This is a genomic window from Thalassospira lucentensis, assembly GCF_050516545.1.
Taxonomy (GTDB): Bacteria; Pseudomonadota; Alphaproteobacteria; order Rhodospirillales; family Thalassospiraceae; genus Thalassospira; species Thalassospira lucentensis_C.
The window spans coordinates 2758957-2775616 of sequence record NZ_CP191544.1 but is presented as its reverse complement, the minus strand read 5'-3'; the positions used below and the strand labels follow the sequence as shown (position 1 = coordinate 2775616).

General features: G+C 53.3%; 14 protein-coding genes. 6 read left to right on the top strand and 8 right to left on the bottom strand.

What is annotated here, in order from left to right; translation table 11 throughout:
- Positions 1-14: 14 nt before the first annotated feature.
- The 5 genes from ACQ0MK_RS12855 to lsrA all read right to left on the bottom strand — a co-directional run bounded on the left by ACQ0MK_RS12855 (position 15) and on the right by lsrA (position 5946).
- The gene (locus ACQ0MK_RS12855; protein WP_430472946.1) at positions 15-1262 is read right to left on the bottom strand and encodes a class II aldolase; all 1248 of its coding nucleotides are present in this window, start codon (positions 1260-1262) and stop codon (positions 15-17) included.
- An 89-nt stretch (positions 1263-1351) separates the two neighbouring features.
- Entirely contained in the window at positions 1352-2377 is a 1026-nt protein-coding gene (lsrB, locus tag ACQ0MK_RS12850) for an autoinducer 2 ABC transporter substrate-binding protein LsrB (RefSeq protein ID WP_430472945.1), read from the bottom strand.
- Positions 2378-2388: 11 nt separating this feature from the next.
- Complete coding sequence (locus ACQ0MK_RS12845) at positions 2389-3390, bottom strand: ABC transporter permease subunit (RefSeq protein ID WP_430472944.1); 1002 nt, start codon at positions 3388-3390, stop codon at positions 2389-2391.
- Complete coding sequence (gene lsrC / locus ACQ0MK_RS12840) at positions 3390-4448, bottom strand: autoinducer 2 ABC transporter permease LsrC (RefSeq protein ID WP_430472943.1); 1059 nt, start codon at positions 4446-4448, stop codon at positions 3390-3392. Before lsrC ends, ACQ0MK_RS12845 begins: the two co-directional genes overlap by 1 nt.
- A complete protein-coding gene (gene lsrA / locus ACQ0MK_RS12835) occupies positions 4441-5946 on the bottom strand; it encodes an autoinducer 2 ABC transporter ATP-binding protein LsrA (protein ID WP_430472942.1) in 1506 nt (501 codons plus the stop codon). The genes lsrC and lsrA overlap by 8 nt, the downstream gene beginning before the upstream one ends.
- Before the next feature lie 199 nt (positions 5947-6145).
- On the opposite strand from lsrA, the gene ACQ0MK_RS12830 reads away from it, so the two are divergent.
- The 3 genes from ACQ0MK_RS12830 to ACQ0MK_RS12820 are packed head-to-tail and all read left to right on the top strand — an operon-like array spanning position 6146 to position 9047.
- Positions 6146-7123 (top strand): sugar-binding transcriptional regulator, encoded by a 978-nt coding sequence (locus tag ACQ0MK_RS12830; protein ID WP_430472941.1) that lies wholly within the window; start codon positions 6146-6148, stop codon positions 7121-7123.
- 3 nt (positions 7124-7126) lie between these two features.
- Entirely contained in the window at positions 7127-8692 is a 1566-nt protein-coding gene (gene lsrK / locus ACQ0MK_RS12825) for an autoinducer-2 kinase (RefSeq protein WP_430472940.1), read from the top strand.
- Between the two features lie 49 nt (positions 8693-8741).
- Entirely contained in the window at positions 8742-9047 is a 306-nt protein-coding gene (locus ACQ0MK_RS12820) for an antibiotic biosynthesis monooxygenase (protein WP_430472939.1), read from the top strand.
- 94 nt (positions 9048-9141) lie between these two features.
- Here ACQ0MK_RS12820 and ACQ0MK_RS12815 read toward each other — a convergent pair whose 3' ends face one another.
- On the bottom strand, positions 9142-9837 hold the full coding sequence (locus ACQ0MK_RS12815; protein WP_430472938.1) for a DsbA family oxidoreductase: 696 nt from the start codon (positions 9835-9837) through the stop codon (positions 9142-9144).
- Positions 9838-9969: 132 nt separating this feature from the next.
- On the bottom strand, positions 9970-10230 hold the full coding sequence (locus ACQ0MK_RS12810) for a hypothetical protein (protein ID WP_350042494.1): 261 nt from the start codon (positions 10228-10230) through the stop codon (positions 9970-9972).
- 297 nt (positions 10231-10527) lie between these two features.
- Between ACQ0MK_RS12810 and cimA the strand changes: the two genes are divergently transcribed.
- From cimA to rpsD, 3 genes are all read left to right on the top strand, one after another.
- Positions 10528-12141 carry a citramalate synthase gene (cimA, locus tag ACQ0MK_RS12805; RefSeq protein ID WP_430472937.1) on the top strand — a complete coding sequence of 538 codons (1614 nt, stop codon included), beginning with the start codon at positions 10528-10530 and terminating at the stop codon, positions 12139-12141.
- Positions 12142-12335: 194 nt separating this feature from the next.
- Positions 12336-13118 carry an RNA methyltransferase gene (locus ACQ0MK_RS12800; protein ID WP_350042496.1) on the top strand — a complete coding sequence of 261 codons (783 nt, stop codon included), beginning with the start codon at positions 12336-12338 and terminating at the stop codon, positions 13116-13118.
- 317 nt (positions 13119-13435) lie between these two features.
- Entirely contained in the window at positions 13436-14053 is a 618-nt protein-coding gene (gene rpsD, locus ACQ0MK_RS12795) for a 30S ribosomal protein S4 (RefSeq protein ID WP_350042498.1), read from the top strand.
- 282 nt (positions 14054-14335) lie between these two features.
- On the opposite strand, the gene ACQ0MK_RS12790 is transcribed toward rpsD, so the two are convergent.
- Positions 14336-16537: a mechanosensitive ion channel family protein gene (locus ACQ0MK_RS12790; RefSeq protein ID WP_430472936.1), complete on the bottom strand. Its 2202-nt coding sequence runs from the start codon at positions 16535-16537 to the stop codon at positions 14336-14338.
- Positions 16538-16660: the final 123 nt, after the last annotated feature.

Sequence of the window (16660 nt, the reverse complement as noted above, 5' to 3'; positions counted from 1 at the left end):
GAAACCGCAGGGAGTTACTTCTTTTGAAGTTTTGCCTGTTCAAGTGACCAGTATTCCATGTCAAACAAATCGGCATCGTTGATCGGCTGGAACGTTCCGACTTCTTCGGCGGCATTGATGATGCGAGCGGTTTGTTCGCCAAGGTCGCTAGCGATGCGCGCTGCTTTGTCATTAGCACCAAGCCCGACAAGACCAAGACCCTTGATCAGGACCATCCGCGGCCATGCATCAAGCATGACTTTCTCTTCGCTGGCATTTGGCGCATTGCGTTCAAAATAGGCGCGATAGCGGGCTTTGTAATCCTCAAGTGCTGATGCGATATCCTCAAGGCTGGCATCAGCGTCAATAATTAGCGGGAACGGCTTAATGCGGATGACGTGGTCCGGTGTTGCTGTGCCACGCACCGCAATGGTTTCAAGCGCGTCATTTGAAAGATATGTACGGATTGACGGGGTGCTGCGAAAATCCATCGCAAAGGCGTCTGAGAATGGCGAGGTGTCGCTGCTAAGCGCGGTTCTAAGTTTGTCGGCAATGGCTGGGTCAATATCGCGATTCGATGTTTCTGGCCCCGGAAGGGTAATGCCCTTGGCTGCCAGGTAGTTTTCCGCATCGGTCACGAAATCAATCATGCGGTCATAGGATTGTTTAGCCGTGGTGCCAAAGGTGAACAATCCATGGTTTTTAAGCCACAGACCTTCGCAATTGGGGAAGCGATCATAAAGATCAGCACCGGCAATCGACAGGTCATAGCCTGGCATAACATAGGGCAAGAATGCCAAACGGTCGCCGTAGATTTCACGCATGATGTCTTCGGATTTGTCTTGGTTGGCAAGGGCCAAGACAGCGGTGGAGTGGGTGTGATCGACAAAATCAAACGGCAGATACGCATGCAGTAAGGCTTCGACCGACGGGTTTGGCGCGGAGGGGTCAAGCAGGTTGCTGCGCAAAAGCGCAACCATTTCAGGGTCAGACAGCTTTTTTTCTTTGCGTGCGGCGTGAAGTGGGGCGAGCTTCACAGCAGGCAAGCCGGGGGCTTCGATGGTTTCAAGATCCCAGCCGCTGCCTTTGACATGCATGATGGCGTCGCCATCAGGGCAGGTGACTTTGACTGATGTGTTGCCACCGCCATGCAAAACAAGATCGGCAACTTGGCCGATGATGCGCGATGTATAGACGCGCAAGCCCAATGCTTCGGGTTGACCGGCTGTTTTGGCGTCATTGGCATAGCGTGCCGCGTCGTTATCGTTCCAAAGGTTTTCCATCGGGCTTTATCCGTAAATCCATCAAAAAATCAGCAAGAAAATCCGGGTACGGCCCACCCCCAGGAGAGCCGTACCCGTTCATCCAAAGATCAGAAATCGAAATCGTCGATATTGTCTTTGGTAAAGACAGCACGGTTCGGCAGCAAGATGATGCCGTTGCCTTCTGCTTCGTAGTCGTAGCCCTGAACACTGTTCGGGGAGACTTCAACGGTGCCAACACCCGGAATGTCGAGCGTATCGCCAACATTCATCGGGCCGTTATCAAGAACGTGGTTGGCAACATAGACCGAAATTTTACCCTGTTCGGTGACGTCCCAAAGGCCAAAACGCTCGACAGTGCCGCGTTTGACATAAGGGCGCATTACATTCGGGGTCGAGAAACCGACGATGGCGACTTTGCCAGCGCGGTCAAGGTTTTCAGCAGCCTGTGCGGCGGCCGGAAGGGCATTGGCATCCGGTGCGATAATCGCATCAAGATCCGGATAAGCTTTGAGGATGCTTTCGGCTGTCTGAAGCGATTTCTGTGCATCGTTATAGCCATACTGGGTGGTGACAACTTCCCAGTTTGGATGTTCAGCTTCGATTTTGGCCTTGGCAGCATTCGCCCAGGCGTTCTGATCGGTCACGGTCGGACTGGAATAGAAGAAGGCTACTTTTGCCTTTTCTTTGGTGATGCCGTCATTGGCCATATCGACCAGAAGTCCACCTAGCTGTTCCGGCGTGCCTTGGTTGATATAGTAGCTGCGGCATTCCGGTTTTACGTCGCTGTCCCAGGTCATGACCAGAACATCGCGTTTCATCGCACGTTCCAGAGCCGGGCATAGGCCATCGGGGGATACGGACGACAAAATGATGCCATTATAACCCTGATTGACAAAGTTGTTCACGAACTGGACCTGACCGGAAACGCTTGGTTCGGTCGGGCCGTCATAGGTGACATCGATACCCAGTTCCTTGCCCGCAGTGGTCGCACCATTACCACCACTGGTGAAAAAGCCAACGCCAACCAGTTTCGGGATAAACGCGATCTGGTTTTCGGCAAAGGCTGGAGCTGCCGCAAGAAGCGAGCCTGCAAAGGCCGCAGCAGTCATCCATTTAAAAGTTTTTCCTGACATTTCTTTCCTCCTCATGATGCTGCGCGTTTGCGGTTCGTCGCCATTATTCGCGCAGCTATAAAATCGGACAACACTGCGCTTCCGTGGCGCAATGCGACCGCAACCACCAGCAACGCACCGGAGAGCGCACTGGAAATCTGACTGGGAACACCGCTCATTTGCAGGCCTTGCTGCAGATAACCGATGACCAGGGTGGCCAGAAGGGTGCCGATGATCGACCCCTGCCCACCGTAAATAGATGCCCCACCAAGAACGGCGGCCGTGATCGCGGGCAACAATGTTGCCGTGCCAAGATCAACACGTGCCGATCCAAAGTAGGATGACAAAACAAGCCCTGCGACAGCGGCGAAAACGCCGGTCATGACATAGGTGATGGTCTGGATCGTTTTGATGCGAAGGCCGCTATAGCGTGCGGCGTGTTCGCTCAGCCCGCACATAAAGACCGACCGGCCAAAGCGCGAGTAATGCAAAACGATAAACAAGATCAATGCTTCGACCAGCAGCACCAAGAACGGTGCGGGCAGACCTGCCAGTTCAATATAGGCAAAGGATGTAAAGACATCGGGGAAATTGCCGATCCCTTCATAGCCGCCCGCCCCGACAACGCCGGAAAGAACCGTTGCTGCTCCGCCAAACAGATACAGACTGCCAAGGGTGACAACCAGCGGCTGGATGCGTGACACATGGATCATGGTGGCGTTAAACAGGCCCGCCATCGCCCCGGTCAAAAGGGATGCCAGAATGGAAATCGGCAGCGGCATGCCAAAGAAGTTGGCAATGCCAAACACAATCGCGCACAACCCAACGGCAGACGCAAAAGACACATCAATCCCGCCCGCAATGATCACAATGGTCAGCGGCAAGGCAACGATGCCGATCTGGGCAAAGTCGCTGGTGCTGTAGAGCAGGTTAGAAAGATTAAGGAAGCGCGGGTTGATCATGCCAAAGATCGCAAATTCAGCAATCAGCATGAACAGAAGGGCTGTTTCCCAACGCAGAAGATAACGTTTCATTATTCACCTGCCTCCTGCGGGCGCGGCGCGGATGCGCCATCGCGTTTTGATGTGTTGGATTGGTCGGGTTGGTTCGTGTTGCTGTTGTGGTGAACGGCATAGCGTTTGGCACGGATGGCGCGGTCAACAGCCATGCGTACACGTCCATCAAGCAAAAGCACCAAAAGTAAAACCGCACCAGCAATGAAGTCATTCCAAAACGCAGGGATCTTCAGGAAGACCAACGCACTATCGATTGAGGTTAAGAAAATCACTCCAACAAAAATGCCCGGAACAGTACCCGTGCCGCCCAGAAGGCTGACCCCACCCAGAACGTTTGCGGCAATGGCCTTTAGTTCCAGGCCGTTGCCGGCCTGATTGGGGATAAAGCCGATCTGCGCGGCGAAGATAATCCCGGCGATGGCGGCCAACACGCCTGCTGCCACAAAGGCGACGATTTGCACGAGTTTTACCGGGATACCCAAATGGCGCGATGCTTCGCGGTTATCGCCAACCGCATAGAAATAGCGTCCGAAACGCGTCTGGCGGACACAAATTCCGACAATAATCAGCGCAAGAACGACAATTACTGTCAGGATGGAAATGCCCATGGTGCCGTTGATGGCCAAGCCTTTAAGCGATTGTGGTAATTCTTCGATCCAGTTTCCGCCCGTAAGGATCAACATCACGCCACGAAACAGGCCAAGAGTGCCCAGTGTTGCAATGATGGACGGCACGTTGAGCATGGTGACCAAAAGACCATTGATCAGCCCGGCAACTGCACCCGTCACTAGGCAGGCGGCAATCGCAACGCCAAGGCTGTGACCATCATTGAGCATGATGCCAAGCATGACAGCACTGAGCCCAAGAACCGATCCGCTTGAAACGTCAATATTACGGGTCAGGATCACCAGCATGGTGCCAAGAGAGACTGACATCAAAACAAGGCTGTTGGACATTACAACAGACGCGGTCGAGAGCGACAAATATCCAGGTGCCGCCGCCCCGATCAGAAGGAACGCCAGAACGGTGACAGCACACAGGGTCGCCACGCGGTTGCGTGCGAAGAAATCAAGCATGTGAAGGACTCCCGGACTCGAAGGCAAGATGGGCAATGGCATCAACCGTGACAGCATCGCGTTCGAGTGCGCCGCATTGGATGCCATGCGCCATCACGACAACCCGGTCGGCAAGCTGTTCGATTTCGTCAAAATCAGATGAAATCAGAACAACCCCAAGCCCCTTGGCAGCCAATTTGTGGATCAGTCGGTAAATATCGTTACGTGCCGCAACGTCCACACCGCGCGTTGGTTCATCCAAAATCAGAACCTTGGGATCGGCAGCCAGACACTTGGCCATTAAGATTTTTTGCTGATTACCGCCCGAAAGACGGCCTGCGGACTGATCTTCGCCTTCACATTTGATGCCAAGGCTGTCTCGGAACGTGTCAAATGCGGCCGTTTCGGCTCGGCGTTTTGGGAAGAACCCAAGGCGATGCATGGTGTAGCCTGACATGTTCCATGCAAGGGATGCTTCAAGAAATAATCCGTTTTGCTGACGGTCTTCGGGCAAATAGACAAGCCCTGCATCGACACAGTTACGCGGGGAGCGTTTGGTTAGCGGCGCACCATGCAGATATAGTGTGCCACTGCGGGCATCGCGCAAGCCAAACAGGGTTTCAGCCAGTTCTGAACGGCCCGCACCGACAACACCCGCCAGCCCTACGATCTCACCAGCCCGGACATTGAAGGAAATATCGCGAAATCCTTCGCCACTGAAGTTGTTGATTTCAAGAACAACGTCGCGCGTCTCAAAATCGACTTCTGTGTTGGTACGTGTGGAGGGGGCTGCTGACTGCACGGTTTTGGTCATGGCTTCGACGATGTGATTGTCGTCGTAATCGGAAAGCGCACCGGAAAGAACAATCGCACCATCGCGCAAAACGCTGATGACGCTGCATATTTCCCGGATTTCGCGCAGCTTGTGGGAAATAAAGAAGATGCCGACACCTTGTGCCTGTAATTGACGTACACGATCAAAAAGTGCGCCCGCTTCATGCGGGGTCAGGGCCGAGGTCGGCTCATCAAGAATAAGGATACTGGCTTTGCGAATCAGACCGCGCATGATTTCAACAATCTGACGGTCGGCAATTTCAAGAGTTGCGGCCTGCGCATCTAGATCAAGGGAAACGGCAAGATCGCGGAGCAGGGCTTCTGCCTGTTCGCGAAGCGCGCGTGGTTTGGCCTTCAGGCCAAGGCAGATATTTTCCAAGACAGATTGATTGGGCAGAATGTGCGCTTCTTGCGGCACAAGATAGAGACCAAGCGCCTGAGCAGCAGCCGGGGAGGCTGACCCCAGAGCCTGTTCATTGATTACCACCGATCCCTGATCGGCGCTGACCAGACCGGCAATTGTTTTCATCAAGGTTGATTTTCCGGCACCATTCCCGCCCAAAAGCGCGTGAACTTGGCCCGCGAGCAGCTCAATGTTGATTCCCTTAAGGACCGCCGTGCCGCCATAGGATTTCCATATGTCGGTAACACGGACCGATGTCCGGGCTGTTATGTTGTTTTCCATCCCTAGAGGCCTGTTCATTTGTTCTTGTAAAAAACATTTGATCATATGATTTCGGATCCGTCAATAACCATGATTCTAGTGATGGGTAGTGTTTTCGTATATAAATAGTCAACTAATGCACTGCACCGCAGTAAATATAGTGCGGTTTGATGTAGTGCTGACAATGGTTGACGTGATCATTTGTTTTATGAATAATCAAATGAACGATAAATCAAAATACAGGGATATGGAAATGGCGTCGGAAGGAAGTGACTGGAGCTATGCGGACGCGGAGGAGGAAACTCTAACCCGTATTGCATGGTACTACTATAACGACGGCATGACCCAGGGTGAGATCGGCGACAAACTTGGCCTATCGCGGATCAAGGTTTCGCGCATGCTCGAAAGCGGTCGACGCACCGGCATCATTCAGGTGCGGATTAACTCGCGCCATCAAGGATGTCTTGAATACGAGCAGCGTCTTCAGGATGTTTGGGGACTACGAGAGGTGCGCGTGGTGCCAAATCTAGAAAATGGCGATCTGAATGAACGTCTGGGCCAAGCAGCATCGCAGTTCCTGATGCAGCGGCTGGGCAGTGATGATTTATTGGCCGTTGGGTGGGGTTCGACGGTTAGTCACACCATCCAGCGTCTTGGCCATATGGCAAATGAACGCAATGTGTCACTGGTCAGCCTGACAGGTGGTGTTGCAACCTATGTCGATGGGATGCGGACAGCTAACTGGGGCAGCAGTGTGCATCTTTTGCCTGCCCCTCTGGTGGTATCTGACGCATCGGTGGCGTCTGCCCTAATGGGGGAGCCTGGCATTTCCAATGTTCTCGAAATGGCGATGAATGCTGCTTATCAACTGGTGGGGATTGGCGAGCTTAATAGTGATTCGACCGTTGTGCGCAGCGGCTATGTCACGCCCGACGAGGTTGAGCCACTGCGTCGCAAGGGTGCTGTCGGCGATATTTTGTGCCAGTTCTATGATGAAAACGGCGATGTTTTGGATCTTTCGCTTCATGAACGCGTGATTGGTGCACGGCTCGCATCGCTCAATAAATCCAAGAATGTAATTGCCGCAGCAGGCGGCGATGCAAAGGTGCGCGCCATTCGTGCCGCCCTTAAAGGAAAATATGTCGATATCCTGATTACGGATGAAAAAACGGCAGAAAAATTGTTGGAGGACGTCTAGGAAATGTCAGCGGGTGATTACCTGCTTGCGATCGATGCCGGAACAGGCAGCGGTCGGGCAGTAGTGTTTGATCGAGACGGCAATCAGCGCGGGGCGTGTCAACGTGAATGGTGGCACAAGGAAGATCCGCGTTTTCCCGGTTCAATGGATTTCGATGTTGATGGCAACTGGCGGCTGATTTGCGATTGTATCGCGGGTGCGCTGTCAGAGGCCAAGATTGGCAGCGATGATATTGCCGCGGTCAGTGCAACGTCGATGCGCGAGGCGATCGTTGCATTCGACAAGGATGGTCAGGAAATCTGGGCCTGTGCCAATGTTGATGGTCGTGCGGTCAATCAGGTGCGCCAGCTTAAGGATGATTTTCCCGGCGTCGAAGAAAACCTTTATCAGCAAACCGGCCAGACATTTGCACTTGGCGCGTTGCCACGGCTTCTTTGGCTGCGCCAACAGATGCCTGATATCTATGACCGGATTGATTGCATTGCGATGCTGTCAGATTGGGTTGTTGCCCGCCTGTCAGGCGTGATTGTGTCTGATCCATCCAATGCCGGAACGACCGGTATTTTTGGTTTGCGTGAACGCAACTGGCTGCCCGATGCCATGCGTGCGGTGGGTCTGCGCGATGATATTTTCCCGCCCGCCCATGAAACGGGCACGGCGGTTGGACATGTGACGGCAAAGGCCGCGTCTGAAACCGGGTTATCACCAAAAACAACCGTTGTTGTCGGCGGTGGCGATTGCCAGCTTGGCACGGTGGGCCTAGGTGTGACCGGGATTGGCGATTGTGCGGTTCTGGGTGGCACGTTCTGGCAGCAGATTGTGAATGTTGATTCCAGTCTGATTGATCCGTCGATGAATTTGCGGATCAACCCGCATGTCATCACCGGGCTTAATCAGGCCGAAGCCATCAGTTTCTTTGTCGGGGCGGTGATGCGTTGGTTCCGCGATGCGTTCGGCCAGGAAGAGCTGGCCAAGGTCGACGATCCGGGTAAGGCCTATACGCTGCTTGAAAAGCTGTCGACGGACGTGCCGCTTGGTGCGCACGGCGTGATCCCGATTTTTTCCGACGTGATGCGCTATGGCAGTTGGTATCACGCGGCCCCATCGTTCCTGAATCTCAGCATTGATCCGGCGAAATCGGGCAAGGCTGTTTTGTTCCGTGCTCTGCAGGAAAATGCCTGCATCGTTGCGGCCCGAAACCTTGATGCGATTTTCACACTCAGTGGCAAGCGGCCGGACAAAATCGTCTTTGCCGCAGGGGCGGCGAAAAGCCCGCACTGGTCACAGATGCTGGCCGATGTGACGGGCATTCCCGTTGCAACCCCGGTGATTAAGGAAGCAACCGCCCTAGGCTGTGCGGCGGCAGCAGCCGTTGGTGGTGGGCTTCATAACGATCTGGCGGCACTTGGCCGTGAATGGGTGCGTTGGGAAAACACGTTTGAGCCCAATACGGCCCTTAAATCCGAATATGACCAGTTGGGGGATCGCTGGGCGCAGGCATATGCCGCACAGCGCCAATTGGTCGATCAGGGGGTGACGACCTCTATGTGGAAAGCGCCGGGGCTTTAGTCGCGCACAGCAATTGATTTAAACGCAAGAAACAAAAACAGGACACATCATGCTTGTACAAATGGTGCATATCGAAGTTAAGCCGGGCCATGTCGATGAATTCATCGAAGCGTTCCGCATCAATTACGAAGGAACGCGCGCGCACGAAGAAGGTAACCTTCGTTTTGATGTGCTGCGCGATCCTGAAAATGAACACAAATTTATGATCTATGAAGTGTTCCGTTCTGATGACGATTTTCAGGCCCATCGCCAGACCGAGCATTACAAGGAATGTGTGCGCCGGATTGATCCAATCATCACGGGTCCTCGGTCAAAAACCTATTTTAATGCCGAAATGGCCGACTACATTCTCTAAGTTTCGCTCAGGCGTTATGAGCCCATACGAAAAGAAGAGCCTCAGCATTTCGCTGGGGCTCTTCTTTCATGAGTTAGCCGGAAGTGCGGGCTGCTTACTGTTCGGCTTCGGCCTCAGCCAAAACTTCATCACCCTGACGGGCGATTTCAGATAACGCCTGTTCAAAGACTTCTGACGGATGACCGCCGGAAATGGCGAATTTGCGGTTCACAACATATGTCGGAACCGAGCTGATGCCAGCATCGCCAAATTCGTCTTCTTCGGCGCGGACTTCTTGGGCGTATTCGTCACTGGCAAGGATTTCGGCGGCACGTTCGGGGGACAGGCCAACTTCTTCGACGGCACGTTTAAGAACGCCGTGATCGCCGGGATTTTCAGCATCCTGGAAATAGGCGGTAAAGAGATTAAGCTGCAGTGCCGTTTGTTGGCCCGGTTCGCCTTCTTTGCCGGCCCAATAGATCAGGCGATGGGCGTCAAAGGTATTGTAGATGCGGCTGTCCGAGCTGAAATGGATCGGGAAGCCGACATTTTCGCCCATCATGGTAATGCGCGCACGGTTGTCGGCACTTTGATCCGGGGACAGGCCGTATTTTTCTTTGATATGTTCGGCAAGATCCTGCCCTTCTGGCGGCATATCACGGTTCAATTCGAACGGATGCCAGCGCAGGGTAACTTCGATCTCGTCATCAAGGCGGCTGATGGCTTCTTCAAGGTTTTTGTAACCGATGATGCACCATGGGCAAACCACGTCCGAGACAATGTCGATCTGCAGGGGGATGGTGTTCGTCATTAGATTGCCTTGCGTTATGTAATTTCGTTCTGCCCCATCACATAATGGCTATGGCGGCAAACGCAAGAACAGATCGCTTTGCAATGTCAGAAAGGCAGAACCTGTTGGGGCTATGTCGAGAGAAGATGGGCGTCAGTTTGCATCATCCGGTGGTTGACGACGCGCATGGTCAACCATGTATTCGGCAAAGGTTTCAAGGATCGGGCAGGACCAGTCCGCACGGGTGCGGTTGCCATCACGTTCCCATTCACCATACCAACGTTCGTCGATATCACGGAAAATCGTATAGTTGGCAAAGCGATCGGATGCGGTCCAGCAGTTCTTCCCGGTGCGTTCCCAGGTCAACCCGGCAAGCATCATGACATCTACGCTGGTAGCGGCTTCTCGGGCCATCGTTGGTATCCTTAGACGGCAGCAAGGCTACTTGGGGGCTTCAATTTTTGGGACAGTAACCGTGCATTTTACAATGTATGGTAGAGTTAAGCATTGATAGGTAGGGGTTACAATCATTCAAGGGGACAGGTTAGCTATCCTAAAGATTGGGAAAGGAGGGGGTAGGAGTGAAAAAAGCGCGATTGAACCAATTTACGTAATGCTGTTGCGCTATGGGTACTTTTACGGCAATTTGCCAGACCCGCAGCGACCGGAACATGCCGGTTGCACCAGACGATCGATCAGTTGGAATGAATAATGTCAGACAAGCGCGTCTATCTCTATGACAGTACCTTACGCGATGGGCAGCAGACCCAGGGCGTGGATTTTTCGGCCGCGGACAAAACCGCGATTGCCAAGGCGCTGGACGAACTGTCGATTGACTATATTGAAGGCGGGTGGCCGGGGGCCAATCCAACCGATGATGCATTCTTTGCCAATCCGCCCAAACTGAAAAATTCCAAACTGACCGCATTTGGCATGACGCGCCGTACCGGGCGATCTGCCTCGAACGATCCGGGGCTTGCCAGTCTTGCGCAGAATGCGCCGATTGTCTGCATGGTTGGGAAAAGCTGGGATTTTCAGGTGACCGAGGCACTCGGGATCGAGCTTGATGAAAATCTGGCGATGATTTCTGAATCCATCGCACATCTTGGAACCAAAGTTTCCGAAGTGATGTTTGATGCCGAACATTTCTTTGATGGCTACAAAGCCAACCGTGACTATGCATTATCCGCGATCAAATCGGCCTATGATGCCGGCGCGCGTTGGGTGGTTTTGTGTGACACCAATGGCGGCACACTGCCCGACGAGATTTTTGACATCGTCACCGATGTTTGCAGCCTGATCCCCGGAACCCATGTTGGTATCCATTGCCACAATGATACGGAAAACGCCGTTGCCAACTCGCTTGCGGCCGTCCGTGCCGGTGCGCGGCAAGTCCAGGGTACGTTAAATGGTCTGGGCGAGCGTTGCGGCAATGCCAACCTGATTTCGATCATCCCGACCTTAATGATCAAGATGGGATATGATGTTGGCATCTCCAAAGAACAGCTTTTACATCTGCGCCGTATTTCGCATGTTCTGGACGAACGTCTGAACCGCGAACCATTGCGTCAGGCAGCCTATGTTGGCGATAGCGCATTTGCCCATAAGGGCGGATTGCATGTGTCGGCGGTCGAAAAGAACCCTGCCTGCTATGAGCATATCGAACCTGAACTGGTGGGCAATCAGCGCCATATTCTTGTTTCCGATCAGGCAGGACGGTCCAACATCCTTGCACGGTTCCGCGAAATAGGGGTTGAGGTTGATCCGAAATCCGATGCGGTTGGCAAATTGGTCGATGCGGTTAAACAGCGTGAGTTTGATGGTTATGCCTATGACGGTGCCGAAGCCAGTTTTGAGCTTTTGGCGCGCAAGGCACTGGGCGAACTTGATCGCTATTTCCGTGTGACATCGTTCCGCGTGATTGATGAACGTCGCTGGGTGGATGAACAGGACGAACAGGTCATCACCATGTCGGAAGCCACCGTAAAGGTCATTGTCGGCGATGATCAGTTTATGTCGGTTGCTGAGGGTAACGGTCCGGTCAACGCCCTTGATGCCGCCTTGCGCAAGGTTTTGGTCACTGTGCCGGAATACCGCGAGGCGGTCGAACAGATCGAACTGATTGACTATAAGGTCCGCATCATAACCCGTGGCGATGGTACACGTGCCGTGACCCGGGTTATGATCGAAAGCCGCGATAACGAAGGCAATAACTGGTCAACGGTTGGCGTTTCAACCAACATTATCGAAGCGTCCTATAACGCGCTTCGTGATTCCATCACCTATAAACTGTTCAAATCCGGTGTCGGCAGCCAGCACGGATAAGCGGCACGGATTGCCTATGAGATACAAGCGACCAGATGGGGGACTGTCTGGTCGTTTTGCTTTGATGGTCTTGGTCGCACGATGGTTATGGGACAAGGAAGCTGGCGTGAACGGTTGGCTTTTGCTAAAGAAGCGCCAATATTGGCGGGCATGCCTGTAAACACATCTTATTTGACGACCGGAGAAACCACGCGATGAGCGATGCCATCGGCGCAGCACGCCCCGAAACCGGGGGTGTTGCCAATCCACCAGTGATCATTCTGATTGAACCGCAGCTTGGCGAGAATATCGGTAAGGCCGCGCGTGCGATGCTTAATTGCGGCTTGGTTGATCTGCGTCTTGTCCGCCCGCGCGATGGTTGGCCCAATGAACGGGCAACTGCAAATGCGGCCGGTGCCGATATTGTCATTGATAATGCCAAGGTGTTTGAAAGCGACGAAGAGGCGGTTGCGGATTTAAACCGGCTTTACATCACAACCGCACGCACCCGCGATGCGATCAAGCCGGTTTTTACACCCAAGGGCCTTGCACCCGAAATGCGCAGTGTCGTTGCCAAGGGTGAGAAGGTTGGCGTGATGTTTGGGCCAGAACGCACGGGCGTTCGCAACGAACATATTGCCATGGGCGATGCGGTAGTGACCGTGCCGCTTAATCCCGGTTTTACATCGCTTAATCTGGCACAGGCGGTTCTTCTGATCGGCTATGAATGGTGGCAGGCCGGTGTGGATGTGCCCGATTATCAGATGTTGATGAACGATACTTTTCCGGCACGGAAAGAAGACATGGAACGCCTGTTCGAGCATCTTGAAGCCGAACTTGATGCATCCGGTTTTTACCGGGTGGCAGCCAAACGCCCGAACATGGCCCGCAATATCCGTAATATCTTTAACCGGTCCAACCTGACCCATCAGGAAGTCCAGACGCTCCGCGGGATGATTGTTGCGATGCGCGGTGGGAAATACAAACCCAAGGATTGATCGGACTTAAACCCGGTAACTTCCAAAAGGTTATCTGTTCAGCCGATACGGGTTTTGAAGCCGGAAGGCTTGAAATGTCGGATGGCTCTGGAAGTCTGGGGTAAGCATGGGCATGAGAGTGGCAGAAATGCAGGGCTTGCATGCAGACATTGGCGGGCGATTAATGTTTGACTCTTGATCAATCATCTCTATATTGCGCCTCACTTCCGAGAAAGCGGGTCGAAACAGGTGTTTTCGTCCCCGTTCCTTATGTCCGGTTTTTGGGTGTTTGGAAACTATCGGGACAATAAAGCGATTTTAAAAAAGAGAGTTACAAAATGTCGAAACGTATTGCTGCAAAGCATAAGATTGACCGCCGCCTTGGTGTGAACCTTTGGGGCCGTGCAAAATCGCCGCTGAACAAGCGCGAATATGCACCGGGCATGCACGGCGCGACCCGCCGTAAAAAGCCGACCGATTATGGTACCCAGCTGTTCGCTAAACAGCAGCTTAAAGGCTACTACGGTTCCATCTCCGAGAAACAGTTCCTGCGTTATTACAAAGAAGCACAGCGCCGTCCGGGCGATACTTCTGAAACGCTGGTTGGTATTCTCGAGACCCGTCTCGATGCCGTTATCTACCGCATGAAATTCGTTCCGACCGTTTTCGCAGCGCGTCAGTTCGTTAACCACGGCCACATTCTTGTCAATGGCAAGAAAGTTACCATTCCTTCTTTCCTCGTTAAAGAAGGCGACGTTGTTGAAGTCAAACCGGCTTCGCGCGAAGTGCCAATGGTTATGGAAGCTGCCAACCTGAACGAACGCGATGTTCCGGAATATCTCGACGTTGACGCGAAGGCCTTCAAAGGCACCTTCGTTCGCGTACCGAAATTCGCAGAAATTCCTTACCCGGTTGTTATGCAGCCGAACCTGGTTGTGGAATTCTACTCGCGTTAATCCGCTTTCGGATTTCGCGACGATCCATACAAGACGCCCGCTGGAAACAGCGGGCGTTTTTGTTTGTCCGGATGCCAGATTTGACCCAGTCGGGAATGCAGCAATTGCGCCTGAGGCACAGCATGGCGTGTGGTGGGGTAATCTTCGGCGGCAGCGCCATCATGGCAGCGTCGCGTTAGCAGGTCATCAATCCCCACAGGCTGAACAAATCAAAACCCCCGATGCGATGTGATGCATGGGGGTTTTGCGGTTGGTCTAGGTCGCTCAAGCCAGCTTGGCAGGTTATTTTGGCTGATTGAGTTGCTCGGACGCCTGTTGGGCTGCTGCGGCCACCGCTTCCTGTTTTTGTTCGGGCGTTGCGTCTGCTGGTACGTCGACCTTGACGTTGCGCGATGCCATCTGGATGCCGTTTTCCTTGAACATCGCCAGAACGCTTTGATAGACGGTTTTACGGATGGTGAATTGTTCGCCCGGTTTGGAGGTGAATTTTAGCCCGATCACCATGTTGAATTCTTCCATCCGGCGCACGCCCTGCGATTTCAGCGGTTCGATGAAGCTATCGCCGATCAGCGGATCATTGAGCAAATCAGCAGACAGCTTTTTGATCAGCTTTTTGATTTTGTTAACATCGGTGTCAAACGGAACACGGAATTCCAGTTTAAGAATGACCCAGTCGCGGCTGTGATTGACGATGGATTTGATTTCGCCAAAGGGCACCGTTTGAAGCGGGCCACGGTGATGGCGCAACTGCATTGACCGGATCGAGATGTTTTCAACCCGACCGCGCAGGTTTTCAACTTCGATATATTCGCCGATGCGGAAGGCGTCATCAAGCAGGAAGAAAACACCGGCGACAACGTCACGTACCAATGCCTGACTGCCAAAGCCAAGGGCCAAGCCAACAACACCGGCACCAGCAATCAGCGGGCCGATATCAACGCCAAGGGAAGACAGGGTGACCATGGCAACCATGATGACAATCACGGTCAAGGAGAAGTTTTTAAGAAGCGGTAACAGCGTTTCAATCCGCGACAGGCCGGAACCGCCGCCTTCGTCACCGGCATTGCCCTGACTGGTGGCATCCATGCGTTCATCAAGGAACGCCTTGATCAGCGACCAGATCAAATCGGCGATCAACAGGATCATGATGATTTCGGTCGATGAATCAATGATCCGCGCAATGATCCCGGCATCTTCGGCCAGGGCAAGGCGATCAAATCCCCAGATGCGCCACATGCTTGCCAAAACAAACACAAGTGACAGAAGACGCACACCGCGTTTAAGGACCTTGGTAAAGACCGGGAGTTTGGGTTTTACCGGTTCATAAACGTCGTCAGATTCAGCGGCGGCTGCCTGCGCTGCGGCATTTTGTTCGGCGGCCTTCTGTTCGGCGATTTCGGCCTTTTTGCGGTGCTGTGCTTCGATGATGTTACGGCAAATCACATCAAACAAACAGGCCACACCAATGGCCAGAAGTGCCTTTAACAAACGTTCGGCACCAATGATTGCCACCCCGCCCAGCAGGACAAGCCATGTGCAGACAATGATCGGCCACAGGCGGGAAATCGATGTTGGCAGGGCAATGGTTTCCACCATATCGCCAGCGTGATGGGTTCTAAAGAACCGCCCAAGCCATACGGCGGCGACACAAAATGCGACGACCGAAATGACGACCGCGTGGTCAAACAGAATGATGTCACCCTGCACCATGGTTGGTGCGGCACTAAACACGCCTGCCAGCCCAAAGGAAAACAGTGAAATGCCCGCAGCCCAGGTCAGGCTTTTAGTCAGGGCATTGGCCGCATCAGGGGAAACATTGATCATGCGCAATCCTTCGGCCTTTGGCGCGAAGAGGAATTGCAACGCGATCATGAGAACGCGTAAGGCGAAGAACGCCATTAGAAGCGACATAATCGCCGTTTTAATGATCGGCGGCCAATCAAAGATCAGGAACGTCCCGACCGAGCCAATGGCAAACACCACCAGCGAGAACAGTGACAACGCACACAGCAACAGCATGTGTTTCAGTCGGGAGGAGAATTTTTGCGGGGACTGGGCTTCAAGATGGGCGCACATCGGCGCAGCAACCCGGCGATAGACAATTTCGGCAATAATGCCAACAGCAACAAAAATCGCCGTAAACAGGATGACCCGCATCAGGCCGGTTTTACCGACGTCTGAGGACATGAAGTCAAGGGTTGCGTCCACCTCGGCAGGAAACGCTTCAAGGCCCGTAAGGGTCATTTCTATGCGGGCCTTGGTGCGATTAATGCCCTCATCAAGGAAACCATAATAGCTAAATGTATCGGCAACAACATCGTCAGCCGAGGCTGCTGTATCCGCAGCCGCAGGATCATCGTTTCCTGATGCGGTCATGGCGGCAACCGCAGCCAATTGCGCGTGGGCCGGTGCTGCTGGCGTCATGATGCATGCTGCAAACAGCCAAATGGCAAGACATGCCATTGTTTTAATTGCTGGTTTCATCCCCGATACATTCCCCTATGGCGCAAAAAATCTGCATAGGACAAAGATGGGGAAGTCTGAGGCAAGCATCAAGAAATAGTTTCGCGAAGATCGGGAAATGAACGCAAAAGACGTATTTCACCG

Coding starts and splice junctions, on each gene's coding strand:
- ACQ0MK_RS12855 (WP_430472946.1), bottom strand. CDS start 1,262: ATGGAAAACCTTTGGAACGATAACGACGCGGCACGCTATGCCAATGAC.
- lsrB (WP_430472945.1), bottom strand. CDS start 2,377: ATGTCAGGAAAAACTTTTAAATGGATGACTGCTGCGGCCTTTGCAGGC.
- ACQ0MK_RS12845 (WP_430472944.1), bottom strand. CDS start 3,390: ATGAAACGTTATCTTCTGCGTTGGGAAACAGCCCTTCTGTTCATGCTG.
- lsrC (WP_430472943.1), bottom strand. CDS start 4,448: ATGCTTGATTTCTTCGCACGCAACCGCGTGGCGACCCTGTGTGCTGTC.
- lsrA (WP_430472942.1), bottom strand. CDS start 5,946: ATGGAAAACAACATAACAGCCCGGACATCGGTCCGTGTTACCGACATA.
- ACQ0MK_RS12830 (WP_430472941.1), top strand. CDS start 6,146: ATGAACGATAAATCAAAATACAGGGATATGGAAATGGCGTCGGAAGGA.
- lsrK (WP_430472940.1), top strand. CDS start 7,127: ATGTCAGCGGGTGATTACCTGCTTGCGATCGATGCCGGAACAGGCAGC.
- ACQ0MK_RS12820 (WP_430472939.1), top strand. CDS start 8,742: ATGCTTGTACAAATGGTGCATATCGAAGTTAAGCCGGGCCATGTCGAT.
- ACQ0MK_RS12815 (WP_430472938.1), bottom strand. CDS start 9,837: ATGACGAACACCATCCCCCTGCAGATCGACATTGTCTCGGACGTGGTT.
- ACQ0MK_RS12810 (WP_350042494.1), bottom strand. CDS start 10,230: ATGGCCCGAGAAGCCGCTACCAGCGTAGATGTCATGATGCTTGCCGGG.
- cimA (WP_430472937.1), top strand. CDS start 10,528: ATGTCAGACAAGCGCGTCTATCTCTATGACAGTACCTTACGCGATGGG.
- ACQ0MK_RS12800 (WP_350042496.1), top strand. CDS start 12,336: ATGAGCGATGCCATCGGCGCAGCACGCCCCGAAACCGGGGGTGTTGCC.
- rpsD (WP_350042498.1), top strand. CDS start 13,436: ATGTCGAAACGTATTGCTGCAAAGCATAAGATTGACCGCCGCCTTGGT.
- ACQ0MK_RS12790 (WP_430472936.1), bottom strand. CDS start 16,537: ATGAAACCAGCAATTAAAACAATGGCATGTCTTGCCATTTGGCTGTTT.